General features: G+C 66.4%; 19 protein-coding genes. 12 read left to right on the top strand and 7 right to left on the bottom strand.

Features of this window, described 5'->3' with window-relative positions:
• The first annotated feature begins 265 nt into the window (after positions 1-265).
• The gene (gene trhO, locus C8271_RS12855) at positions 266-1,153 is read left to right on the top strand and encodes an oxygen-dependent tRNA uridine(34) hydroxylase TrhO (protein ID WP_106507626.1); all 888 of its coding nucleotides are present in this window, start codon (positions 266-268) and stop codon (positions 1,151-1,153) included.
• A 54-nt stretch (positions 1,154-1,207) separates the two neighbouring features.
• Here trhO and C8271_RS12850 read toward each other — a convergent pair whose 3' ends face one another.
• Both C8271_RS12850 and C8271_RS12845 read right to left on the bottom strand, forming a co-directional pair.
• Positions 1,208-1,606, bottom strand: coding sequence for an MGMT family protein (locus tag C8271_RS12850; protein WP_106507625.1), 399 nt, complete (start codon positions 1,604-1,606; stop codon positions 1,208-1,210).
• Between the two features lie 165 nt (positions 1,607-1,771).
• Positions 1,772-2,977: a hypothetical protein gene (locus C8271_RS12845; protein WP_106507624.1), complete on the bottom strand. Its 1,206-nt coding sequence runs from the start codon at positions 2,975-2,977 to the stop codon at positions 1,772-1,774.
• A gap of 681 nt (positions 2,978-3,658) precedes the next feature.
• On the opposite strand from C8271_RS12845, the gene C8271_RS12840 reads away from it, so the two are divergent.
• From C8271_RS12840 to C8271_RS12825, 4 genes are all read left to right on the top strand, one after another.
• Positions 3,659-4,615: an ABC transporter permease gene (locus C8271_RS12840; protein ID WP_106507623.1), complete on the top strand. Its 957-nt coding sequence runs from the start codon at positions 3,659-3,661 to the stop codon at positions 4,613-4,615.
• Between the two features lie 4 nt (positions 4,616-4,619).
• Positions 4,620-5,591: a carbohydrate ABC transporter permease gene (locus C8271_RS12835; RefSeq protein ID WP_212591351.1), complete on the top strand. Its 972-nt coding sequence runs from the start codon at positions 4,620-4,622 to the stop codon at positions 5,589-5,591.
• Position 5,592: 1 nt separating this feature from the next.
• Positions 5,593-6,249: a DUF624 domain-containing protein gene (locus tag C8271_RS12830; protein ID WP_245921200.1), complete on the top strand. Its 657-nt coding sequence runs from the start codon at positions 5,593-5,595 to the stop codon at positions 6,247-6,249.
• A gap of 101 nt (positions 6,250-6,350) precedes the next feature.
• Positions 6,351-7,964, top strand: a complete 1,614-nt coding sequence (locus C8271_RS12825) for a type 2 periplasmic-binding domain-containing protein (protein ID WP_106507620.1) — start codon at positions 6,351-6,353, stop codon at positions 7,962-7,964.
• A 79-nt stretch (positions 7,965-8,043) separates the two neighbouring features.
• Here the strand turns inward: C8271_RS12825 and C8271_RS14320 are convergent, their stop codons facing one another.
• On the bottom strand, positions 8,044-8,169 hold the full coding sequence (locus C8271_RS14320; protein ID WP_281260367.1) for a hypothetical protein: 126 nt from the start codon (positions 8,167-8,169) through the stop codon (positions 8,044-8,046).
• Positions 8,170-8,401: 232 nt separating this feature from the next.
• Here C8271_RS14320 and C8271_RS12820 point away from each other — a divergent pair, with 232 nt between their 5' ends.
• The 6 genes from C8271_RS12820 to C8271_RS12790 all read left to right on the top strand — a co-directional run bounded on the left by C8271_RS12820 (position 8,402) and on the right by C8271_RS12790 (position 15,706).
• Positions 8,402-9,205: a DUF4194 domain-containing protein gene (locus tag C8271_RS12820; RefSeq protein WP_245921141.1), complete on the top strand. Its 804-nt coding sequence runs from the start codon at positions 8,402-8,404 to the stop codon at positions 9,203-9,205.
• Between the two features lie 21 nt (positions 9,206-9,226).
• Entirely contained in the window at positions 9,227-9,913 is a 687-nt protein-coding gene (locus C8271_RS12815; RefSeq protein WP_106507619.1) for a response regulator transcription factor, read from the top strand.
• A 42-nt stretch (positions 9,914-9,955) separates the two neighbouring features.
• On the top strand, positions 9,956-11,317 hold the full coding sequence (locus tag C8271_RS12810; protein ID WP_138774581.1) for a HAMP domain-containing sensor histidine kinase: 1,362 nt from the start codon (positions 9,956-9,958) through the stop codon (positions 11,315-11,317).
• An 80-nt stretch (positions 11,318-11,397) separates the two neighbouring features.
• Positions 11,398-12,216 (top strand): ABC transporter ATP-binding protein, encoded by an 819-nt coding sequence (locus C8271_RS12805; protein ID WP_170957897.1) that lies wholly within the window; start codon positions 11,398-11,400, stop codon positions 12,214-12,216.
• Positions 12,217-12,218: 2 nt separating this feature from the next.
• Positions 12,219-14,573, top strand: a complete 2,355-nt coding sequence (locus C8271_RS12795) for an ABC transporter permease (RefSeq protein WP_138774580.1) — start codon at positions 12,219-12,221, stop codon at positions 14,571-14,573.
• 704 nt (positions 14,574-15,277) lie between these two features.
• Positions 15,278-15,706: a hypothetical protein gene (locus C8271_RS12790; protein WP_138774579.1), complete on the top strand. Its 429-nt coding sequence runs from the start codon at positions 15,278-15,280 to the stop codon at positions 15,704-15,706.
• 172 nt (positions 15,707-15,878) lie between these two features.
• Here the strand turns inward: C8271_RS12790 and C8271_RS12785 are convergent, their stop codons facing one another.
• From C8271_RS12785 to C8271_RS12770, 4 genes are read right to left on the bottom strand one after another with little or no spacing between them, the layout of a single operon-like run.
• Entirely contained in the window at positions 15,879-17,120 is a 1,242-nt protein-coding gene (locus C8271_RS12785; RefSeq protein WP_106507613.1) for a Wadjet anti-phage system protein JetD domain-containing protein, read from the bottom strand.
• Positions 17,117-20,455, bottom strand: a complete 3,339-nt coding sequence (locus C8271_RS12780) for an ATP-binding protein (protein ID WP_106507612.1) — start codon at positions 20,453-20,455, stop codon at positions 17,117-17,119. The genes C8271_RS12785 and C8271_RS12780 overlap by 4 nt, the downstream gene beginning before the upstream one ends.
• Positions 20,452-21,153 carry a DUF4194 domain-containing protein gene (locus C8271_RS12775; protein ID WP_106507611.1) on the bottom strand — a complete coding sequence of 234 codons (702 nt, stop codon included), beginning with the start codon at positions 21,151-21,153 and terminating at the stop codon, positions 20,452-20,454. Before C8271_RS12775 ends, C8271_RS12780 begins: the two co-directional genes overlap by 4 nt.
• Complete coding sequence (locus C8271_RS12770; RefSeq protein ID WP_106507610.1) at positions 21,146-22,666, bottom strand: DUF3375 domain-containing protein; 1,521 nt, start codon at positions 22,664-22,666, stop codon at positions 21,146-21,148. The genes C8271_RS12775 and C8271_RS12770 overlap by 8 nt, the downstream gene beginning before the upstream one ends.
• A gap of 271 nt (positions 22,667-22,937) precedes the next feature.
• Here C8271_RS12770 and C8271_RS13905 point away from each other — a divergent pair, with 271 nt between their 5' ends.
• Positions 22,938-23,078: a hypothetical protein gene (locus C8271_RS13905; protein WP_170957896.1), complete on the top strand. Its 141-nt coding sequence runs from the start codon at positions 22,938-22,940 to the stop codon at positions 23,076-23,078.
• Positions 23,079-23,083: the final 5 nt, after the last annotated feature.

Here is a 23,083-nt window from a genome sequence, read left to right as displayed (position 1 = left end):
CATGATCAGCGTCGGCCGCGCGACAGCGGCCGTTGCGCCGTGAACGTGATGCGAAAGTCACCCTTCACCGGGCTGTTGAGATGCTCTATGCACCATGTTCGGGCGGGGGTGCGGGCGAGCGGGGTGTGCAGGGTGTGCGGGGCGGGGCGCGGGATGTGCGGGACGGGGCGTGCGGTGGCGTGCGGGCCGGGGCGTGCGGTGTGCGGTGGCGTGCGCGCGGATCGTGCAAGGCGGTGACCCATGGGCTCGCACCTAGGATTCAAGAGTGCCCCCACAGACCCAGCATCGCATCATCCTGTTCTACGTCTTCACGCCGCTGGCGGACCCTGATGCCGTCCGCCTGTGGCAGCTGACGCTGGCCCGCAGCCTGGACCTGCGCGGCCGGGTGATCCTCTCCGAGCACGGCATCAACGCGACGCTCGGCGGAGAGCTCGGCGCGATCAAGCAGTACGTGCGGGGTCTGAAGGAGTACGCGCCATTCAAGGACGCGGACATCAAATGGTCGCAGGGCACCGGCGACGATTTCCCTCGCTTGTCGGTGAAGGTCCGCCCCGAATTGGTCACCTTCGGCCGCCCCGAGGAGATCAAGGTGAGCCAGGACGGGGTGCTCGGCGGTGGTGAGCACCTAACCCCGCAGCAGCTGCACGAGCTGGTGGCCGCCCGCGGCGAGGACGTCGTCTTCTTCGACGGGCGCAACACGATGGAGGCGGCAATCGGGCGGTTCGAGGGGGCGGTTGTGCCTCAGGTGGAGACCACTCGTGACTTCGTGGCTGAGCTCGAGTCAGGCCGGTATGACGAGCTGAAGGACAAACCCGTTGTCACCTACTGCACCGGAGGGATCCGCTGCGAGGTGCTCACAGTCCTCATGAAGAACCGTGGTTTCCAGGACGTGTACCAGCTGGATGGCGGGATCGTCCGCTACGCCGAGGCGTTCCGTGACCGGGGCCTGTGGAAAGGGTCGCTGTACACCTTCGACGGCACAATGCATCGTGAGTTCGCCGACGGTGTCCAGTCTCTGGGGTGCTGCATCCGCTGCGGCGAGCCGACCCCGCGGTACGTGAACTGTGAGGTGTCAACCTGCAGGAAAATGGTGCTGGCCTGCGAGAACTGTGAGCAGGAAGCCGAGTCTTTGCACGCGGTCCACGCTGACTGAGGTTGGGTAGGGCCGACCGAAGGGCCCGCGGGCGCAGTGTGGACGGTTGCGGGATCAGCGGGTGTGATCGCGGCGGAAACCTGAGGCCGTGTCGTGCCCACGGGGGCCGGAGGTCGTCGCCGGGAGGTCGGCGCAGGCTGCGTCGGCATCGCTTGCGAGCCGGTTGAGGTCCACGCGGTGTGCGCGGATGCGGCAGCCGCGGCCGGTGGGTTTCTTCGTGATTCCCTCTGCCTGCCAGTGGGCGTCGGCGTCGGCGAGCAGATGGGCTGGCAGCTCGCCAGCAGCGTTCGTGACACGCCACCACGGGGTGGAGGATCCCCACGTGGCCATGATGCGGCCGACGATCCGTGGTGACAGCCCGAGCAGCGACCCGATCTCGCCGTAGGTGGCGACTCGCCCCGGCGGGATGCATTCGACGGTGCGCAGCACACGCTCGACGATCACATCGTCCATGGCCCTCCTAGCGCTGAGCGGTGATGAGTCGTGCGCCGCGATCGGTGATGCGCACCGGGGCCGACGATACGACGCGGCTGGGCGGATAGACGTCGGGGCGCAACGTGTGGTGCGCTGCGCCCCGACGATGCGTCCCAGTTCAGACGCGGTGGGTGGCTGGTGGGATCAGTGACGCGGGGTGTCGCCGTCCTGCGGGCGCCACTGGCTCTGACCCTGCTGCTCGTTCAGACCGGGCTGGTCCGGCTGACCGAACTCATCGACCTGCTGCTCGTGCTGGTCGAAACCCTCCTGATTCTGCCGCTCGTAGTCCTGCTGGGCGTCCTGTGGGTAGCCCTGCTGACCGTCGTGTGCCTCCCGGGTGACGTGGGCGTCCTGGGGGTAGCCCTGCTGGCCGTCGTGTGCCTCCCGGGTGACGTGGGCGTCCTGGGGGTAGCCCTGCTGGCCGTCGTGTGCCTCCCGCGTGAACTGGTCGTTCTGGGGGTAGCCCTGCGTGGCCGCGCGCTGGTCGTAGCCGTGCTGATCAGCCTGGGCGTAGCCCTGTGCCGGCTGTTCATACCCGTGCTCGTCGTGACGTGCAGCGTGACGTCCGTGCCCGTCGGCTGCAACAGTGCTCCCGTTTTCGGAGCCATCGCTCTCGATGCCTGCAACGGCACCGGTTGACGTTGCGGTGGGGCGGCCATCGCGTCGATCGTCGTACTGGTCAGCGCCGAGATGGGTCTCGCGACGCTCGTCGTCACGACCCTGCGCATTGCGGTACTGGCCCTCGTTGCGGTCGTGCTGGGTGTCGGCGTACAGGTTCTCGCGGCCGTCGTACCGACTGTAAGTCTGCGCGTTGGCCCGAGCGTCCTGGTGCTGGTCGCCGTGCACCGCAGTGCCGTCCTCGTTGCGATTGTCCAGCCCATCACGGTGATCAGGCGCGCTGCCGTGATCGCGGCGACTCTGGGCCGAGGTTTCAGCATCGGTACGAGCAGCTCCTGCGGCGGCGCCGCGGTGGTCAGCCTGGCGATCGTGAGCGCCGGCAGGATCCAGACGGTCGGCCTCAGCGAGGCGCTCATCGACCTGCGAGCGGGAGGCGCGAGCCTCTTCGGTGCGCTGGGCCGCGGCCTGCTCCTCCTGGCGAGCCTGGTGGCGGGTGCGGTCAGCCTGCAACTGTGCTTCGCGAGCACTCAGCTCCTGTTCTTCGACCTTCAGTCGGTCGCGTTCAGCCTGCTGCCGCAGCTCGGCGGCACGTGCCCGATCCGCTTCCTGCTGACGTTCCTTCTTCTTTTTCGAGGCACGAGCCGCGGCAGCGATACCGACGATGATCGCGATCACCACGAGTACCGCAACCACGATCAGGACGGGGATCACCCAGCTGGGGAGGTTGTTCATGGGAGGCGTTCCTTTCCGGGAGCTCGTGGGCGCTTGCCCATCTGCGCGACATTCCGTGAACGGGAGGATTGCACCAGATCAGACGTGTCCGGCGCCACATTCGAGACGTTTTTGCATGTCAAGGCGGCGGGCGTGGGCTTCGAACGATCGGTCGGAATCGGGGATGCCGGGGCGTCGGGGAGATGTCGGCTCCGGAGTTGCCGAGGCGGATGTGGTGATCGGCAAGGCGCCTTCGGGCGGAACCGCCGCCGAGTATGTGCGCGTGACATCGAGCCTGGCCTCGGCGGTTCTGCATGCGCGTCACGATGGCTTCCGGTGGCGGCTGCGCCCAGAAGGCGGGGACTGGAAAGTGACGGCAGCTCGTCGACGGCATGAACAGCAATGGATGGGGGTGAACTCGACATAACAAAATCGACGCTTTTCGCGGGAACGCTGCAGGTGAGAGGTGGGATCGGCTGTAGCTCTGATAGACTTTTGGGGTCCCGGTCGGTGCCGACGCAGCGGCGGGCTGACCCGCGGTTGAGAGTAGATGCGGTGCCCGGTGATCCGATGTTGCGGCCCGGTCACTCACTTGCATGAGCGAGTCGAGTGCGGTGCGGCCGAGCACCTTGATTTCTATGTCGTCCCGACGCTGGACCTGTTCTGCCACTGGCGGGTCTCGTCGGAACTCGAAGGAGCGTTATGTCCACTGTCGTGGACCCGAAGGCCGGGTCTTCCGGTCCGAACGTCCGGCGCCGTAAGTCACTGGGGGCGGTGATCGCAGCTAACTGGCAGCTGTATGCACTGGCAGCTCCGGCGATCATCTTCTTCTTTATCTTCAACTATGTGCCGATGTATGGCGTCCAGATCGCGTTCAAGGATTTCATTGCCTCCGACGGGGTCTGGGGGAGTCAATGGGCCGGGTTTAAGCACTTTCAGCGATTCTTCGACTCCTACTACTTCTGGCGCCTGCTCTGGAACACTGTGGCGCTAAGCCTCTATCAGCTGCTCCTTTTCCCGCTGCCGATCATCCTTGCGCTTTCGTTGAACGAGCTGAAGAACGTGATCTTCAAGAGGTTCGCGCAAACCCTGACCTATGCACCTCACTTTGTCTCCACCGTTGTTGTGGTCGGCATGCTGTTCGCGTTCCTGGATCCTCATAGTGGCCTCATCACGACCCTTCTGGGGCTCCTCGGGCTCGAGCCTGTGCAGTTCATGCAGGAGCCGGGCTGGTTCCGGCACATCTACGTGTGGTCGGGGGTCTGGCAGGGGTTGGGCTGGAGCACGATCATTTACTTGGCGGCATTGGCTGGGGTGAATCCGGAGCTGCATCAAGCCGCTCAGGTAGATGGCGCGAACCGACTGCAACGTATCCGTCACGTCAACATTCCCGCGATTATGCCCACTGTCGTCATTCTGTTCATCCTGAACTTTGGCAGCTTCATGTCAGTGGGCTTCGAGAAGGTGCTGTTGATGTCTAACAACCTCAACGCAGATACCTCCTCCATTATTCAGACCTTTGTGTACAAGACCGGCCTCCTGCAGGGCCAGTACAGCTATGCGGCAGCAGTGGGGCTGTTCGATTCCGTGATCAACATTCTTCTGCTGGTGGGCGTCAATCAGCTGGCGCGCCGCTACTCCGAGAACAGCCTGTGGTGATGACATGACGATGGTGCACAACAATGGGGCCTCACGTAGCGATGTCGCCGACGGCCACCGGATCGGCGGCAGCGCCGACACTCAGCGCGTATCGGTCCGGGCGCGGGACGACGTCTGGTTCGACCGACTGAACGTTGTCCTGGTGATCGCTGTCGTGATCGCGATCGGCTACCCGCTGTGGTTCGTGCTGATCGCCTCTGTCAGTGACCCGAATGCGGTCGAATCCGGCAAGGTGTGGTTGTGGCCGGTGGACCTGAAATTCGACGGCTACAAGCGGGTCTTCGCCCACAAGGCGATCTGGACGGGGTATCGCAACACCGCGATCTACACCGTGGTGGGTGTGGCGATCCATCTTGCGATCGTGCTGCCCTGCTCGTACGCGCTCTCGCGATCGACGATGGCTGGCCGTACCGCAGTCACCTGGTACATCCTGTTCACGATGCTGTTCTCCGGCGGCATCATCCCCACCTATCTGGTGGTCAAGCAGCTGGGGATGCTGGACACCATGTGGGCAGTGGTGGTGCCAGGTGCCGCAGGGGCGTGGTCAATCCTGGTGGGCCGCGCCTTCTTTACTCAGACCGTCCCTATGGAGATCGCGGAGGCCGCGAAGATGGACGGCGCCGGTGACGTCCAGATCTTCTTCCGGATCGCTCTGCCGCTGTCGGCCCCGATTATTGCGACACTTGCGCTGTTCCACGGTGTGGGGCTGTGGAACGAGTACTTCAAAGCGCTGATCTATCTGACTGATCGCGACAAGTACACCCTGCAGCTGGTGCTGCGTGAGCTTTTGGTCGTGGCACAGGACGCCTCGCAGGGCGAGGCCGCCAGCGACACATCGTTCATCGAGCAGCAGCGCCTGGCCGCGTTGATCAAGTACGCGGTGATGATCGTGGCGTCGGCGCCGCTGCTGATCGTCTACCCGTTCCTGCAGCGGTACTTCACTCAGGGCGTGCTCATCGGATCGGTGCGTGGCTGATATGACGCACAGAGCTATGGCGCCGATGCAGGGTCCACTGGGTGCACTGGATCGGATGCTGCAGTGGCTGGTCCGTCTGGTGTGGCTGAACGTCTGCTGGAGTGCTCTCACCGTTCTCGGCGCGGTTGTGCTCGGCATCGGGCCGGCCACGTCAGCGGCGCTCGCGGTCGCGTCGCGGTGGGCCGACGGGGACGTCGATGCCCCTATCGCTCAGTCCATGTGGGCCCAGTACCGCCGCGACGTGCGACGTGTGACCGCGCCAGTGCTCGTGCTCGGTGTCACCACCATCGGACTCCTGCTGACTCTGTTACAGGCTCGACACCTCAGTCCGATCGCCTCGGGCATCGGCCAGGGGCTAGCCAGCATCGGATTGCTTATGGTGCTCGCCGCGGCGCCGCATGTGCTGTGGGTGGCAACCCGGGAGACACCCGGCGCGCCCCGCCGGTGGCCGTCGGTCCTGCTTGCAGCTTTCGCTGTCGGCGTGGGCAAGCCCATGCTCACGGCAGCGCTACTCGCGCTTACCGCTGGCTGGCCGGTGTTGCTGATCCTGTCCGGTTGGCCAGGGCTACTACCGGTACTCGGAGCGAGCGTGCCGATCGCAGCTGCGGCGCGGCTGCAGGCTCGCGCCCTGACTCACCGCCCTTGTCCACCCTCCTGACTCCTATCGGTCCTGTACCCGTCGTTGTTCTTTCCCCTCCAGCCGTTCATGCCGTTCCCCCAACCGAGTGCCTGACTTGCAACCCCGAAAGGAACCCGACCATGCGCTCTGTCACCCGACGCACCGCCCTTGCTTCTGGTGCCGCTCTCGCTTCCACCGCTGCTCTGGCAGCCTGTGGAGGAGGCGGTTCGGACAAGAACGAGGACCTCGCCAAGGCGATCGATGATCTGGACCCCAATATCAACGCCGAGGGCATGCCGATCGTGAAGGAGCCGGTGACGATCACGTTCCTGAGCGCCCGGCCTTCTACCACTGCCGAGAACTGGGATGAGGTCAGCGCGGTGAAGGCCACGCAGGAGCTGACCAATGTGAAGATCGACTTCGGTCTGGTCCCCCAGGACGGCGCCGGTGAGAAGCGGAACCTCCTGCTGACCAGCGGTGACTATCCGGAGGCCTTCTTCCGTACCGGGGTTCCCACCGGTGACATCGCGAAGTACGGGGCTCGCGGGACGTTCCTGCCGTTGAACGACTTGATCGAGTCCTACATGCCGAACGTCAAGCAGCGCTTGGAGGACATGCCGGGAGTTCGCAAGGCGCTGACCTTCCCTGACGGCAACATCTACTCGCTGCCCCAGATCTACGATTCCTCTTTCGCCGGAATGCGCTACATGTTCAAGCTCTGGGCGCGCAAGGATTGGCTGGACGAGGCCGGTATGGATGCGCCGGAGACGATCGACGAGTTCGAGGCATACCTCGAGGAAGCCGTGAACAAGCACGACAAGGCGATCGGCCTGGCCGACGCCGCCAGCTTCGGTGAGATGTGGTCGAGCTTCTACGGCATCTTCGGGGTTGCCAATCACGGCGACGCTGCCGGGCAGATCGACCTGGACCCCAGCAGCGGAAAGGTCCGGTACTTCCCGGCATCCGATGAGTACCGGGAGATGATGGAGTACCTGAATCGCCTGTACAGCAAGGGACTGATTCTGCAGGACATCTTCTCCACCGATCGGGCCAAGTTCAACACGTATGGCGCCGACGGACGCCTGGCCGCGTGCGCCACCCAGACTCCGGCGGGATTCTTCGGCGAGGTGGGCGAGAACTACATTCCGCTGAAGCCTCTGGTGAAGAACGCCGGTGATGAGCCGACGTGGCATGCCGTGCGCGCCGAGTGTGCAGGCATCGGCCAGTTCGTGATGACCGACCGTTGTGAGCATCCCGTGGAGCTGGCCCGGTGGATGGACTACTGGTACAGCGAGGAGGGCGCGGCGACGTTCTTCCTGGGTGCCAAGGGCGAGAGCTGGGATGAGGTCGACGGGGAGTACACGCTCAAGCCAGAGATCACCGAGGGTGGCAAGACACTCGACGACGGGCTGAAGCCGCATGCCCTGTTCATGGGCGGGAGCTACCCGGGGTGGGTGACGGAGAAATGGTTCAAGGGCGTGGAGGGCTCCGAGCAGTCCATGGAGGCGTCCCGGATGGTCTCGGAGTACGCGATCGATGACGTGTGGAACCCGTTCCCGCTGACCGAGGAAGAAGCGGACCGACTGTCCGTGGTCGGCACGGAGATCGGCACGTTCCTCGGTGAATCCCGCGCTGGTTTTGTGACCGGGCAGAAGAAGATGTCCGAGTGGGATGACTACGTGGCCACTCTGGACAAGATTGGTCTGCCCGAGTTCCTGGAGATCCAGCAGGCGGCGTACGATCGCCTCGGTTGACCAGGGTGATGGGGGCGCTGACGACAACGGTTGGCGCCCCTGTCACGTGCGGTCTGCGCCCGGTGTTCCCAACGAGATGTCAGCCGCAGTTGGTGTCGCGGGCAGGTAGCGGCGTCGTGCGTTGGCCGCAGCCGCCCAGGGCCACAAGTGGCAGGGCGGCGAGCAGAGCGCGACGGGCCAGTGGGGTGCCGTGATGATCATGCATGAGCATCAGCGTCGCAGAAAACCATCGGTGTCCTCTCATGGAGCTCCGTGCAGTTCATCCAACCAGGGGCGAGGCTGCGCGGCGATGGGGAACTCCGGCGAGAACGTCGAGGAGCTTGTCGAAGTCGGGGAGAGGACAGTCGGCGATGGGGAGCTCTCCTGTGTGGACAGTCGGGCCGTGGCGCGCCACGCCTGCCGGGAATGTAGCGTCGGCAGACCGGTAGGCTCGTCGGGTGACCAGCTCCTCGAACCCGGCCAGGCCCAGCGGCGATCCTGCCCGCACTGGGCAGCCCGACAGCACCGCCCAGCACGATCCCGCCCGCCGCGGCCCGTTCACCTCAGCAGCCGCAGGTGAGACGAACACCGACGAAGAGACGGCCGACACTCACGCGGCCCCGTCGGCGATGCTCGGTGCCCTGGTCGATGACTCCCGCCGCGTGCTGGTGGCGCTGTTGCAGGGCCCGTTCCTCGACGGGCGCAAAGACCCCCAGCGGTACGCGCAGCTGCTGCGTGACCGCGCCGCGATCGAAGCGCGCCTCGCGGATCTGTACCTCGAGCTCGTGGTCGACGACGACGCACAAGTGGCGTTCCTGCGTCAGAGCGAGGACGATGCAGACGCCCCGAAGCTGCTGCGTCGTCTGACCGGTCTGAACCGTCTGGATAGTGTGCTGCTGCTGGTGCTGCGTCAGATGCTGCTGACTCAGTCTTCCCGTGGCCAGCGGGCAGTGGTGAACGAGGCGGAGATCCAGCAGGCTCTTGCCGCCTACCGCCGCACCGCCTCCACCGATGAGGCTGGTTTCGCCAAGGAGGTCCGCGCCTCGATCGCGAAGATCCAGCGTGCCGGGCTGCTGGATGAGCAGGGTGATTCCTACGAAGTCTCCCCGGTGCTGCGCCTCATGATCGGCCCGGACACGGCACGCGAATTTAGCCGCCTGTACCGCGAGGCGGGAGTGGCGCTTGGCGCACCGGCCGACGATCCGCTCGCCGCTGGGGACGCGGATGAGGACGGCGCCGATCCCCAGGGTGCTGAGGATTGAGAGAAGGGAGCTGAGGAGCGCATGGGTGTCGATGTTCTCGTCGTCGACGATGAAGCAGCGATCGTCGACTCCATCGTCGAGTACCTGAGCGCTTTCGACCTCAGTGCTGTCGGCGTCGGCACCGCGGAGGTTGCTCTGGAACGGCTCGACGAGCTCGCCCCCGCCGTCGTGGTGCTGGACGTGAACCTACCGGGCATGAACGGCTTCCGCTTCACCCGTCAGGTGCGCACACGCAGCCAGGTGCCGATCCTGTTCCTGTCCGCCCGCGGCACCGACGACGACCAGGTGCTCGCCCTGGGTGTGGGCGGGGACGACTACATCACTAAGCCGTTTTCCCTCGCCGTGCTGCTGGCGAAGATCCGTCGGATTCTCGCCCGGGGACAGGAGGAGCAGGAGCAGCCATCGGCCTCGTTCGACGATGGTCGCCTGCGTGTGGAGGAGTCCGGACGCACCTGGCTGGATGGCCGGGAGATCGTGCTGCCTGCGATGGAGGACAGACTGCTGCGCCATCTCGTGCGGCACCGCGGCCGCGTCGTCACCAAGCAGGAGCTGTTCGACGACGTCTGGGGTGAGCCCGACGCCTCCGACGGCACGCTCACCGTGCACGTGCGCCGCCTGCGCGCCCGTATCGAACCTGACCCTGACCAGCCCACCTACATTCGCACGGTGTGGGGCCGTGGCTACCTGTTCGATGCCGATGCGCACTGAGCCTGCGTCTCCGGCAGCCCGGTGCAGCACGTCGAGGCGACGATGAGAACTCTCCACGTCACCGTGCTCCTGCTCGCCGCCACCGCCGCCGCAGTGCTCAGCGCACTGTGGTGGCCCGCCCAGACCAAGGCGCCGCGCCCGCCCGTCGGCGAGCTGAACCACCTCGCGCACCAGCTCGCCGACGCCTGGGGGAACGGGCGCGAGGCACCTGCCAGCGTAAGCGAGGCCGCGGAGCCGGATGCGCGGATCGTTGCGGAGGCGGTGGATGCGGCGCTGCGCGGCGATGCCGGCACGGCGAGCGTCATGCCGCTGCCACCCGGAACACAGGTCACCGTGGTGGACGCCGACGGGGCGGTGCTGCACGCAACCGGTCCGCCGATCGTGACCGTGCAGGAAGTGCTCGCCGCCCGCGCCCTGGCGCTGCCGATCACCGCGCAGGATGGCACCGTGCTGGGCACTGTGCACGCCACCGACCCCGGAGCGGTCGCGGCGGTGCGGGACGCGATCATCCGGTCCCGCCTAGCCGCCACGCTCGGTGTGCTCGTCATCCTCGCGATCGCTGTCGTGACTGTGCTGGTGCTCGACCGACGCGTCCTCGCGCCGTTCCGCCGCCTGCAGGGGTTCGCGCAGGACGTCGCCTCCGGGCACCTGGATGCTCCGCTGGACATGGACCATGGCAATGTGTTCGGCGCCTGGACCGAGAGCTTCGACCTCATGCGCACCGAGCTCGCGGCTGCGCGTGCAGCCGAAGAGCAGGCCCGTGAGGACACCCGCACGATCCTCGCGCAGCTCTCCCACGACGTCCGCACCCCCGTCGCGTCGATCGCCGCGACCGTGGAGCTGCTGCAGCTGGGCACCCACGACGCGACCACCCGCGACCGCCTCGACGTGGTGGCCCGCAAAGCCGCACAGATGGACGCCCTGGTCACGGACCTATTTGTGGCAAACCGTGATCAGCTCTCCGCTCTTCCAGTGCAACCCGAGACCGTTCCGGCCGCGCAGCTCGCGCAGATGGTGCACCACGCAGTGGTGGATGCCCCCTCCCGCATGGAGGAACCGCCTGCCCTCCTGGTGCAGATCGACCCGCGGCGCATGCAGCAGGTGATCGACAACGTCATATCCAACGCCCACAAGCACGCCCGCAGCGGTGTCGAGGTGAGCTTCGAACGTCAGGGCGACCTGCTGCGGATGAGCCTCGCCGATACGGGGCCCGGGGTGCCCGAGGATGAGCTCGGCCTGATCCTGGGGCGCGGCGTCCGCGGCAGCGCCGCAGAGCAGGTGCCCGGCAGCGGGCTCGGCCTGTTCACCGCCGCGCACTTGATGGAGCGCATGGGCGGCGCGCTCGCTGTGCGCAACCGTCCCGGTGGCGGTCTCGTGGTCGACCTCGATGTGCCGCTGGCGTGAGTGACGGACGCCGTGGCGTTAGGACTTTCGTAGGGAATCGGTCAGCGACGTGTGGGCAGTGCCTGCATAGCGTGATGGCCATGAGCTCCACGACTGCGACCGTCTCCTCAACTCCCGACGACGCCGCCCGGGCTGCCGCCGGCACTGACCCAGTGATCACAGCGCGGCTGCTGTCCAAGACGTTCTCCCACGGCGGCACCCAGCAACATGTGCTGAAGAACATCGACCTTGACATCGATCGCGGCAGCTTCACCGTGATCATGGGCCCCTCAGGCTCGGGCAAGTCCACGTTGCTGTACGCACTGTCCGGCATGGATCGGCCCACTCTCGGCACCGTCACCGTGGACGGCACCGAGATTTCCGGCCGCAGCGAGGATCAGCTCGCCCGCTTCCGCCGGGACCACTGCGGGTTCGTGTTCCAGCAGATCCACCTGCTGGATTCCCTCAGTGTTCGTGACAACGTGCTGACCGTCGGGCTGCTCACCGGTCGACCGCGCCGCGAGATCCTCGCCCGCGCCGACGAGCTGTTCGACATGGTGGGGCTGGGTCCGCGCGACCAGCGGAAGTTCCCCTCCATGCTCTCCGGCGGCGAGGCGCAGCGCGTCGGCATCGTGCGCAGCCTGATCGCCTCCCCAGCCGTCGTGTTCGCCGACGAACCCACTGGCCAGCTGAACTCTGAGTACTCCCGTGTCGTGCTCGACCTGCTCAGCCGTGTGCATCACGGCGGCCAGAGCATCGTCATGGTCACGCACGACCCGCGCACCGCCGCCCGCGCGGACCGCATCTGGTATCTGCGCGACGGCTCCCTGCGAGGACACCTGGACCTGCCGCGCTTCGAGATGGAGAGCGAGGACCGCCTGGCCACTGTCAATGATTTCCTTGCCGAGATGGGGTGGTGAGGATGCGTGCCCTGCTCCCCCTGGTGCGCCGCCAACTGCGCCTGCGCCGCGGCCAAGTGGCCACCCTCGGTCTGCTCACCCTGATCGCAGCGCTCCTGACGAACACCGCGATGGTGCTGGCCTTCACGTACCTCGACTCCCTGGAGGCCCGCGCCACCGCGGACCGCTCCCCGGATGACACAGTGGTGTTGGTCGCCGACGCCGCCCCAGATGCGCTCGGGCATCTGCGCGAACTGCTTACGGCCGCGCTGCAGAGCCAAGAGCAGATCCATGAGCTCGACGTGATCGACGCCCAGACCGGCCTGGTCACCTTCGACTATGACGGCTCCGAACTGCCGATCAACATCACGGTGTTCGACCGCGGCGAGGATCCGAAGATGGGATCGCGCACCGTGGTCGCCGAAGCGGATGAGGCGGTCGAGAACCCGATCTGGGCGCCCGCCCTGCTGCTCTACTCCGAGAACTATGCCGTCGGCGACCCGATCACGCTGACCACCCCGGAGGGCTCTGTCACCTTCCACATCCAGGGCTTCTACGAAGATCTCTTCGGTGCTTCCACGGCCATGGGGATGCTGTACTTCGCGGTCGACCATCCGCTGGATGAACCGCTCGTACCAGGGCTCGAACCTGCGCTCGTGGCCGATCTGCGCGGCGAGGGCGCGGTGTATGACGCCGCCGTCGGCGCTGTCGATGAGGCGAGCGAGCAGTCCGGCGTCTCCGCACGCGTGACCTGGGGCGCGAACCGCAACGTGCTCACCCGGGGCAGCGCCGCGCTCGGCGCGGAACTGTTCACGATGGTGTTCCTGGTGCTTGCCGCGGTGATCGTCGTGGTCGCGCTCGTGATCATGCGGTTCGTCATGGCGAACCTGGTCACTCGCGATATGACGGCATTCGGGGTGCTGCGCGCCGCAGGCTTCACCACCGCCCAGGTCATCGGGCACCTGCTGATCGTCTTCGGCGGCACCGCCCTGGTGGCCTCGACGATGGGAGTGGGCGTGTCGCACCTGATGCTGCCATGGGTGGCCGATGCGCTCGCCGCCCAGTCCGGAATCGACTGGCAGGCGCCGTTCAGCCCGCCCGCCACCGCGCTCACCCTCGCACTGCTCACCGGTGCTGTGCTGGTGTTCGCGCTGCTGGGAGCGCTGCGTGTGCGCCAGGTGACCACGGTCGCGGCTCTGCGCGGCGGCACCGCCACCCATTCGCGCCGCATTGATCACCTGCCGCTCGCCACCGCGCGGGGGCCGTTGAACATGCTGCTGGGTGTGAAGACCCTGCTGCAGCAGCCTGCGCAGAGCCTCCTGCTGCTGGTGACGATCACACTGCTCACCGCCGCGCCCGTGATCGCGCTCGGCATGGCCTCCAGCCTGACCGGCGACACGCAGGCGTTCAGCCGCATGGTCGTGGGTGACGTCGAGGATGTCACCGTGGGGCTGTCGGCGATATCCGACACCGACGAGGTCATGCGCATCATCCGGGACACGCCGGGCATCGAGGACCCGTACGGCATCTCCTGGGACGGCCAGATGATCGACGGCGATCCGTACGTGGTGTCCGTGACGGATGACTACAGCGTGTGGAGCACCGATTCCCTGACCGAGGGACGCTACCCGCTGCATGAGAACGAGATGGTGGTTGGGGCGAGCGCCGCCCGCGCGCTCGACCTGCAGGTGGGGGACGTGCACACCGTCACCTCGACGGGACGCAGCGCCGAGTACGTGGTCACCGGGATCATGTCCACTGGGCGGAACCTGGGCCGCACCCTGTCCTTCACCACGGACGGCATGCACCGCCTCGACCCGGGCCACCGGCCCGCGATGGTCGCGGCCAGTGTCGCCCCCGGGCTTGACATCGATGCTGTGGTCGCTGACCTCACGGAACGGCTCGGGAACCGGGTGCAGCTGGTGGAGTCCTCCACGGACTCGGTGCGCATCATGCTCGGCGGATACTTTGCGATGATCACGCTGCTCGCCGGGGTGATCGTGTCGCTGACGGTGTTCGCGGTGGTGCTCGTGGCAGCGCTCGTGGTGACCACCATGATCGTGCAGTCCCAGGGCGTGCTCGGGGTGAAGAAGGCGCTGGGCTTCACCACTGCGGACCTCGTCTCCCAGATCATCTGGACGTACCTGCCGGTGGTGCTGCTGGCGGCGCTGCTGGGCGCCACCGTCGGCGCAGTCAGCATGAACCCGTTGATCAGCGCAGCCTTCGGGACGATCGGCATGGTGAAAATGGACCTGTCCCTGTCCCCACTCGCGGTGGCCGGCAGCGCTGTGGGCATGGTGGCGGTGGTGCTGGCCGTGACCTGGCTGGCGGCGCTGCGGCTGCGCCGGGTGACCCCGGTGGCGCTGATGGGGGAGTGAGGTGGGCGACGCTCCGCCGCCGACCTGTTTGCTGGGGTGCGAAGCACGGCGGGCCGACGGGGCTCGCCCTGGGCCACGTTGGCTGCAATAGTTCGCCACATCAGTTATCAACTGACGTGAGGGGTGTTATGCGCACCGCCGGGACCTCGATCATCGCGACTCCGGCGTTGAACCGTGACCGCCAGGCACTGCTCGACGCCCTGGAGCAGCTGCGCAGGCAGTTGTCGGCGTATCTCGCCCGCCCGCGGCGCTGGTACAAGCAGGAGTGCTCGAGCAGGTGGGCACAAGCGTGGCGCGCGGTATGTGCAAGCAGAGCATCCGCGGGAGACTGGCGACTCTTCGGGTGGAGCCGGAGAAGTTCTTTCTGGTCGCAGTGGACCCGTATCGACTGCTGGCGCGCGGGGAGAGTCTGGTCCGGTGGTGAGCTATGGTGCGTGTGGCAACTGCCCGGAAGTGTCTTCGGATGCGCCCCCGGGAGGCCGGGAGGAAGCATGTCGCGCAGTACTAAGGCGACTGAATCCCGGTGCCACATCGTGCGTGTGTGGAGTTCTGCGCATGCTGCGTCGCTCATCGTCTTCGCCGCGTTCGTGCGAGAAGCACGATGAGTTCGTCATCCCTTCGGGTCCGCATGCGGAGCCACTGGTGATCGCGGAGAGCGAGCTCGACATGTGCATCCGTCGCGGCTCCCGGTTCGAAGGACAGTGATGAGAGAGCGAATAGCAGTCCTTGCAGCCGGCTCTCTTGTCGCGCTGCCGCTGTCCGGGTGCGGCCTGGCTAGCGAGGACCCCGTACCAATCAGCGGCGACCAGCAGGAAACGGCCGACGACGAAGGAGCGACCATGTGCGCAGACTCCCCCTATCGCCTGATCGGCGGCACCCGCGGCACTGATCCCGCGCTCCCGGAGACAGCCGACGGTGTGCGGGCCGAGCTCGAGATGTATTCCTTCGACGCCACCGCCGAACCGCCGTTCGTGAACCTCTCCTGGATGGTGGACCCCAAGCCCGAAGGGGGCCGGGGCACCGGTAAGGCAGCGAAGTACGTCGTCGGCGACACCATCGAGATCCCGTCGTACGGGACTCTGCGCGTCACCGCGATCTGCAAGGACGGCGCGGGCATCGACGTCGTGGAGTGATCGCGGTCGGATCGACCGCGGGGCATTCGCGGTGAATAGCCTGGGACACCTTTCGGGCTACGGCCGATCGCCCGAGGGTCAGCGTGGTAGGTTTCGCTGCGGTCCGTCGCGCAGTGGACAAGCTCGTCCGGGCAAACGCCCTGATGCATGGCGGAACCGTGGTGCGCTCAGGTCAGGCCCCGGCAACGCGAGCGAGCTCCCGTCGTAGAACGTCAACGGCATACCCGAGCTCGATCCGTTCCTGCTCCAACCGTGTACCGAGGCGGGCCACGTCCTCGTACAGCGCGCGCTCATCGGCTGTGAGCTGAGTGGTCGCTGCGGGCGCGACGGGTGCGATATGACCGGTCATGGCGTCGAACCGTGCAAGGGTGGCACGGTCCATGAGGACCGACGTGATGCGCTGATGGTGGTTGCGGGCGCGGTCCAAGATCTGCAGACCGTCGGTGTCGATGTCTCCCCAGTAGAGAACCGGGGAATCCTGCACCCACGGCACCTCGAGCACGCTGAGGGCGTACCCATCGCCGCTGAGGGCCACGGCACCTGACAGGTCGGGCAGCACCTGGGTCGTCTCGGAGTTCTCGCAGATGATGACCGCTCGCGGATGGAGTTCCAGGTCCTGCAGAGCATGCACATCCAAGCGCATCGCCCGAGGTAGACACGGCCGCTCTCCGGACTCTGCACAGCGCAGCGCGGGGTCCAAGAGCACGACGTCATGGAAGCGCGAGGGCTGGGCGAGACCGAGCCCGCTATCCCCGTCCGCACGTATGGCCGCGATCAGGCTACGCACGAGCGCTTGGTGCTGCGCTAACCACTTGGTGTGCATCCCTTCCAGCGGGACCTGGCGTATCCGCAGGCCACTGTCGGGGTTCACGAGGAACCAGCCGGCCGCATGCAGGACAAGACGAGCGTTGTCATCATCCAGCTGCAGCCAGCGTGCTCGGTGCCTGACCAGTGCCGCGGCCAGGCGCTCGGGCGCGGCCGGTGTCTCAACACGGCCAGCGGGCTCTTCGGCTGCCCTACCGCGGGTGTCAGCCGCCTCGCAGGCCTCATGGAACATCTCGAGGGCCGCGCGATGGAGGGTCTCCATACGCCCCCACTCCTCGCGGGTCCGTGAGTCGGCGGCGGCACGTACCGCGGTGGCACCGTGGCGACGCCACCGCGTCGGCAGGCGATGAGTGCCGAACTGGGCGACACGCCGCTCCTCCCACACCACACCCGAGGCCGTCGCTTCTGAGGCACTGGACCAGCTGGTGATCCATGAGGCGACTCCGGTGGGATCGGCCAGGAAACCCGTCCCCGATGGTGGATGCAGCGGAACGTCGACCTCGACCTGATCGGGGTGAGCAAGCCAGGCCGCCGCGGACCGCTTCCATCGGGAGGCAATGGTGGCCCGAATATCGGCGGGCGGTTTCATCGCGTCCGGCCCCCCCCGCCGGTGAGGTCGGCGACCGTTACCGCCGCGAGACGGGAGGCTCTGCCATCGAGGTTGCTCACCACGACGGCCCCGCCAACGTACTCGTCGATGGTCTGCAGCATCTTGAGCGGCGTCGCCAGCAGCATCTGGAACCCGAAAGACCGGAACACGTCCAGTCCGGCCCGCGTGAAGTTCATATCGGTCTTGTCGAAGGCCTCATCCAGTGCGACCAGCCCGTACTGAGGGATCTGCCCGTCCAACAGTGGTAGCTGGTAGCGCAGTGCTGCAGCGAGGCAGAAGGTGACCAGTCGCTGCCGCTGGCCTCCGGAGCGGCCACCGGCTCCTTCATAGATATCGACCACGGTGCCGTCACGGTCCATTTCCTGGGCTTCGAACTCGACGTGGCGACGGGAGTCGAGGACCCGTTTGCGCCACTGGACGTCGGTGGTCTCCACGGACCCGAGACGGCGCATGAGTCGGTCCATCCTGGCGAACCGCTCATCCGCTTCTTCGGAGAGCTCTGTCTCGCTGTGGAATGCACCTTCGGTGATACGGAGCAGGTCGGAGAGGAACTCCTTGACCTCGTCGGAGTGCTTGGCTCGGGCGACCAGACGTAGGCGAGTGCCCCGGTTCGTATCGAAATCGTTCATGGCCAGGGACGCGTTGACCGGTTCGAGACGCTGGTGAACGTCCCGGATCGCGGTGGAGAGCTCGGCTCGCAGCTGCCCGATGTTGTTCTGCGACTGCGTGCGCAGCAGCTGGCGGAACCGGTCCTCGAATTCGGGGAGGCGGTCGCGTTCGAGCTGTTCGAGCAGGCGCAGGAAATCCGGGGTGCCCTCGAGGGCGTCCACGAGGTTCACGGATCGCTCCGGCCAGCGCTGCATGTACCGCACCCGTGCCCGCGCGAGTTCCCCTTCGGTGCGCTGTATGACGCCGCGGTGCGTGTCCATCTCGCTGCGTAGTTCGTTGCTCACTGTGGTCAGGACGTCCAGCAGGTTTGCGCGAGTGATCGTGCGCCGGACGTGACGGAGTGCGCGACGGTTGAGCTCGGCGAGCACCGCGTCATCGATCACGATGCCGTCGAGAGTTGCGCGGGCGGTGTCGAGATCCTCCTCGGCTGCAGTGATCTCCCGGTCGAGGTCGCGCACGATGCCGTGAGCCTCGTTCTGTTCTTCTTCTGCCGTGTGCAGTGCGGCGCTGGCTTCGCGCAGCTGATTCTCTGCGTCGCGTACCGACGTGGTGTCCCGCAGCCGTGCCTGTTCAGCGGTGAGGGCCTCCAGGCGGGTGGTGACGCCTACGCGATCGATCTCTTCCCACGCGACCTGGGTGAGCTGTTCCATGGCCGTGATCTGTCGGCGCAGTACCTCGCCTTGTCTGCCCAGATCTCCTAGCTGCTGATCGGCGCGCTGCAGGTCGGCGCGTGCAGCGGCCAGCTCATCCCGGCGCAGTTCGATGAGTGCGTCGTTGGTGGTGCCGATGAGCCACCGGCTGCGGTCGGTGATGGCGGAGGAATCGTCCTTGACATGGTGGTCACGGTTCTTGATCTGGCCACCGCGGGTGAGGGCCCTCTCGTGGCGGCCCAGCTCCTCGATCGTGTCGACGAGGACATGCGGGAAACCGCTGGAGATTCGTTGCCGCAGCCAGGCCCGGGCGGGGGTGTCTGCCAGCGTGAGTACGGAGAGCACCCGTCCGTTGGTGCGGCCTTCGTCGGCCCCGGGGCGGGGTTCCCGCATCCGCTCGTAGGCGATCCGTCGGCCCCAGAACGTCGCTTCGACGGTCTGTGCGACGTGGGGATACAGATCATCGGGGACGAGGATCGTCGTGGCGAATCCCCGCAGGAGCCGTTCCACGGCGCCCTGCCAGGAAGCGTCGCGAACATCCATGAGTTCTCCCGCGAAGGGGAGGGCGAACGGGGTGGCGCCGACCTTCTGTGCGATCTGGTCGCGGATGGTGACGAGATCGGTTGGGAGGTTCGACCGACGGGTCGCCAGTGAGCGGATCTCGGTCGTAAGTTCAGCGATTCGGTTGCGCGACTGTTCGCGAGCCACATGGACCGGCCCGGACTGATCGATCTGCTCCTGTGCTTCGCGAGTCAGACGGTCGCGTTCGCGGCGCGCGAGATCCTGCGCGGCTGCAAGTTCCGCTGGTGTTGTGGGCAGTGGTGAGGAGATGACCTCCAACGACTGCTGGAGGCGGTCGAGGGCACGGCCGATGCGGTCGAGGTCATCGTTCGCACGCTGGATCTCGCGGTCAAGGCTCTCGAGGTGGCTGCCGCCGACGCGAAGGAGTGCCTCGCGTGCCCGGGATTCGGTGTGCCGGGCGTCGTTGCGGCGCTGCTGTGCAGCTTCCAAACGGGCGGTTGCTGCCTGACGTTCGGTGATGAGGCGCCGGCGGTCCTGTTCGGCCAGATCCAGGAGCGTGCGGTACCGGTAGGCATCCCGGCCCTCCTCAAGTCGCACCAGCTGGTCGTAGGCAGCCGTCGCTGAGCGATGAGCCTGCCAGGCCTCGCGCTGCGGATGCAGCACCGTGATCTGGTCACGGGCGTCGACCACGGCGGCGTGGGCGTCCTGAAGTGCTCGGAACTGGTCGACGGCCGCCTCGGCCTGGACGAAGGTTCGCGGCGTGGTGAGCATGAAGGAGCGCAGAAGATCGTCGAGAGAGGTCAGCGATTTCGCGGACTGGGTGCGATGCAGCAGCCGCTGCGCTTCGGCTGTCCCGATTCCTGTCTGACGGCGCAGATGGGCCCCGAAATCTGGGTAGGTGGTGCTGGCGGCGGTGGGGGAAAGCGCACGTCGGAGCCGACGCAGATCAATCCCATGAGCGCACAGGCGCAGCACCTCCACGAGTTCCGCGGCGCGGGGGAGCAGGAGATACGCGGTACGCAGATCCGAGGTGCTTGTCGAACGTCCGGCGATGTGGAAGACACGCACAGCACTGACGACGCGGTCGCGTCCGTCGGTATAGGTCAGGGCGATGCCGGAGACGGTGGCGCTTGACCGCAGAAAGCCGGGACGCACCTCACCGGTCTCGTCGTCGCTCTGGCGGCGGTAGGCGCCGCGGACATAGCTCAGCGGGGTGCGGTCCTTGTCTCCGCTGGGACCGTCCTGTGCGGCCGCGTTGAAGCGGGTCTCGCCGGGGCGCATGAGCACCGCGCTGAGCGCATCCAGCAGCGAGGATTTCCCGGATCCGGATTCGCCGGTGATGAGCAGACCTGCGCGGGGCACATCGATGCTGTGGGAACCGTCGAATGTTCCCCAGTTGTGGACCTGGATCCGGGCCAGGCGCATCTGACCTGGGTGGAGGTGATCGTTCAGCGGCAGCTCTGGAGACGTCATGCTGTGTCGTCCTTCTGCGCGGGCGCGGCTGGGCCGGTGTCTGTCAACGGTTCGTCGGCCACAGTGCCCGTCGGCTCCTGGCCGGTGTGTTTCAGCTCTTCATACTCGGCCTCGATGCCGCTGATCTCCTCTGACGTCAGGATCAGCCCGAGGATGGGGGAGACCTCCCACCGCTGTTCGGTGTCTGTGTCCAGAAGAATCGAGTACTTCCGCATTCGATCGATCGCAGCGTTGAGACGTTTGGCGAACAGTGCCTCATCGTTGCCGGCGGCAGGTGCGTAGACCTGCATGGCAGCGGTGATCTCGTCGAGCCCGACCATGACGCGCTCGCCACGGGCGGCGCCGCGCAGAAGCAGCTGACGTAGATGGAGCACCAGCGCGGAGTCGACGAACGTCAGCTGCTGGCGGCGCAGGACGGTGGGGACAGTACCGGTGAAATCGGGGTCCGGTTCGAGGTTGCGGCAGAAAGCGACTTCGGCATCAGCGTCGATCGCGAGGCTGAGCAGCAGGTCACCGAGGCGTTCGCGGATCACTGTTTCGTGAGCGCACAGAGCCGACCAGAGAATCGGGTCTTTGCGGTGCGACAGGTAGGGGCCGCGCAACAGAGCGATCAAGGTGCGACGGACATCGAGGGGGAGGCTCCCGGGGTCCCCGGGCCAGAGCGTGATGCGGGAGGATTCAGGGACGTGGTCATCCATGGGCGGCCTGTTCCAGAGGGGTGGTGAAGCGGAGAGCGGTGATTCGAGCGGTGCGTTCCTCGCCTGTCGAGACGACGCTCCAGCGGACGGTCTGTGTCGGCGGGCTGCCGGGGGCGTCGCCCTGTAGGCGGGGAGCGGATTCGTCAGGTGGGACGGTTTCGCCGTGACGGTGGGCCAGGACGAGCAGACCGACTACGGAGGCGAGTCCTTGCGTGGCCGGATAGTCAGCCAGAACGTCTGCGATGGTGACAGGGCAACCTCGTCGAGCAAGGCATGCGTCGACGTTCCGGGTCAGCTCCACCAGGTCGATCTCGGATTCGCGGATGGCCTGCCGCAACGCCTCCAGGTCCACGGTGGGGACGTCGGCTGGGGGCTCGGGGAGTTCAGCGGTCGTCTCCGATGGCGAGTACAGCTGCAGCTGGCCGATGGAGCGCGGGGTGAAGGTGGCGAGGGTCAGATGTGTGTCCAGTCGTTGGTGGGCGCGCACATGACCGGCGACCTCGGCGGCCAGGCGCTGGGGCCTGCGCAGCCGGTCAGCGAGCTCGCGGAACTCTTCGAACTGCCGGGTGCGCACGAAGTCGCGCAGCGACCGTGAGAGATCAAGCATGGCGTGATGCACCTGGAAGGATTCCCGTCGTAGACGCAGCAGGTAGGACTGCAGGTACGCCATGCGTTCAGTGCCGAAAGTGTTCACGAACGAGCGTGTGGACAGGTCATCGACGGAGTTGTAGAAGCGGGCCTCCTGAACGGGATCGATGAGCAGGGAGTGGAAGGCGGTGAAGGACTGCCCGGCGTCGGACTGTTCGATGGCGTCGACGCCCAGGAACAGCTGGTCCAGGATCTCCCCCTGCGGCCCGTCATGCTCGATGAGGTCGACGCGCAACTGCTTGTGCAGGCGATCGAGCTCACTGCGGACGCGTTCGAAGTCGGAGGGGACGTCGAGTGCGAGAGCGAACAGCTCGTTGGCAGCTTCGACCGCCTGGGCTGTGGACATCGGGGTGACGCCGCCACGTTCGATGGCCGCGATCTCCTCGCTGATGCGGCGCTGCTCGGCGCGCAGGGAGCTGATCGCAGCGGCGGGGTTATCGTCGGTGTCGCGGGCCAGCTGCAGGAGCCGGTCGGTCAAGAGACTGAGCCGTGACCGGGTGACGGCGTCACGGGGTGTGCTGACCTGGTCGAGCAGGCGCAGGGCGCGATGAGCGTTTTCCGTGAGGGAGAACTCCTCGGTGCGTGCTTCTCGATGCGCCCGCCGGGTGAGGAACCCGTCGCGGACCCAGGCTGCGCAGTATTGCTGGGCGGTGCGGGGCATGTCGATTCCGCGCAGGCGCAGCTCATCGAGGTCCTCGTCGAGCAGATCGTAGAGATCGGCGGCGGGTAGGGTGCGCACATCGCCGCCGAGATGGGTGCCCAGCAGGCCGAGGGTGAGCGGTGCGTGATCGGTGCGCAGCAGGGTCAGCGCGTTCTGGTCACGGAAGAGAGCACGGTAGGTGAGCGCTTGGGCGACAGCAGACATCGTTCTCCTTCCCTCGGTGATGATCAGCGTACGGGTGGAGTCCGACAAACGGGCCGTGGCGACGAGCGCTGACAAGGCAGCTGGCGGCTCGGCAGGGCCAGGTGGTCGTGGGGCTCGCTCTCGCGTGAAGTGGTGACGGCCCAGGCAGGATGTCGCAGGAGACTGTCGATTCGTGAGCGGCTGACGGGACAAGCATGCGCACCTGGTGCGCGTGGGCAGGGTCGCTTACCATCACCATGTCAGTTATTAACTGACATGGAGGTGTTATCTGATGGTGCCGAAGGCGATCTTCCGGGCGCCCCGCCTGTCGCAGGATGACGAAGCAGTGCTGGCAGCTGTCGATGAGCTGCGCGATAGAGCGCGCCTGCACCTCGCCCGGCCGCGCAGCTGGGAGGGCACCCTCGCCAGGTAAGCGCG

Source organism: Brachybacterium timonense (genome assembly GCF_900258505.1).
In the GTDB taxonomy this organism is placed as follows: domain Bacteria; phylum Actinomycetota; class Actinomycetes; order Actinomycetales; family Dermabacteraceae; genus Brachybacterium; species Brachybacterium timonense.
This window is presented reverse-complemented; position numbering and strand designations above follow the sequence as displayed.

Excerpts from the sequence above, each read along its gene's own strand:
- C8271_RS12805 (WP_170957897.1), top strand. The coding sequence starts at position 11,398 with ATGAGCTCCACGACTGCGACCGTCTCCTCAACTCCCGACGACGCCGCC.
- C8271_RS12785 (WP_106507613.1), bottom strand. The coding sequence starts at position 17,120 with ATGAAACCGCCCGCCGATATTCGGGCCACCATTGCCTCCCGATGGAAG.
- C8271_RS12775 (WP_106507611.1), bottom strand. The coding sequence starts at position 21,153 with ATGGATGACCACGTCCCTGAATCCTCCCGCATCACGCTCTGGCCCGGG.
- C8271_RS12835 (WP_212591351.1), top strand. The coding sequence starts at position 4,620 with ATGACGATGGTGCACAACAATGGGGCCTCACGTAGCGATGTCGCCGAC.
- C8271_RS12850 (WP_106507625.1), bottom strand. The coding sequence starts at position 1,606 with ATGGACGATGTGATCGTCGAGCGTGTGCTGCGCACCGTCGAATGCATC.
- C8271_RS12780 (WP_106507612.1), bottom strand. The coding sequence starts at position 20,455 with ATGACGTCTCCAGAGCTGCCGCTGAACGATCACCTCCACCCAGGTCAG.
- C8271_RS14320 (WP_281260367.1), bottom strand. The coding sequence starts at position 8,169 with ATGCATGATCATCACGGCACCCCACTGGCCCGTCGCGCTCTGCTCGCC.
- C8271_RS12810 (WP_138774581.1), top strand. The coding sequence starts at position 9,956 with ATGAGAACTCTCCACGTCACCGTGCTCCTGCTCGCCGCCACCGCCGCC.
- C8271_RS12770 (WP_106507610.1), bottom strand. The coding sequence starts at position 22,666 with ATGTCTGCTGTCGCCCAAGCGCTCACCTACCGTGCTCTCTTCCGTGAC.
- C8271_RS12815 (WP_106507619.1), top strand. The coding sequence starts at position 9,227 with ATGGGTGTCGATGTTCTCGTCGTCGACGATGAAGCAGCGATCGTCGAC.
- C8271_RS13905 (WP_170957896.1), top strand. The coding sequence starts at position 22,938 with ATGGTGCCGAAGGCGATCTTCCGGGCGCCCCGCCTGTCGCAGGATGAC.
- C8271_RS12845 (WP_106507624.1), bottom strand. The coding sequence starts at position 2,977 with ATGAACAACCTCCCCAGCTGGGTGATCCCCGTCCTGATCGTGGTTGCG.
- C8271_RS12795 (WP_138774580.1), top strand. The coding sequence starts at position 12,219 with ATGCGTGCCCTGCTCCCCCTGGTGCGCCGCCAACTGCGCCTGCGCCGC.
- C8271_RS12790 (WP_138774579.1), top strand. The coding sequence starts at position 15,278 with ATGAGAGAGCGAATAGCAGTCCTTGCAGCCGGCTCTCTTGTCGCGCTG.
- C8271_RS12825 (WP_106507620.1), top strand. The coding sequence starts at position 6,351 with ATGCGCTCTGTCACCCGACGCACCGCCCTTGCTTCTGGTGCCGCTCTC.
- C8271_RS12840 (WP_106507623.1), top strand. The coding sequence starts at position 3,659 with ATGTCCACTGTCGTGGACCCGAAGGCCGGGTCTTCCGGTCCGAACGTC.
- C8271_RS12830 (WP_245921200.1), top strand. The coding sequence starts at position 5,593 with ATGACGCACAGAGCTATGGCGCCGATGCAGGGTCCACTGGGTGCACTG.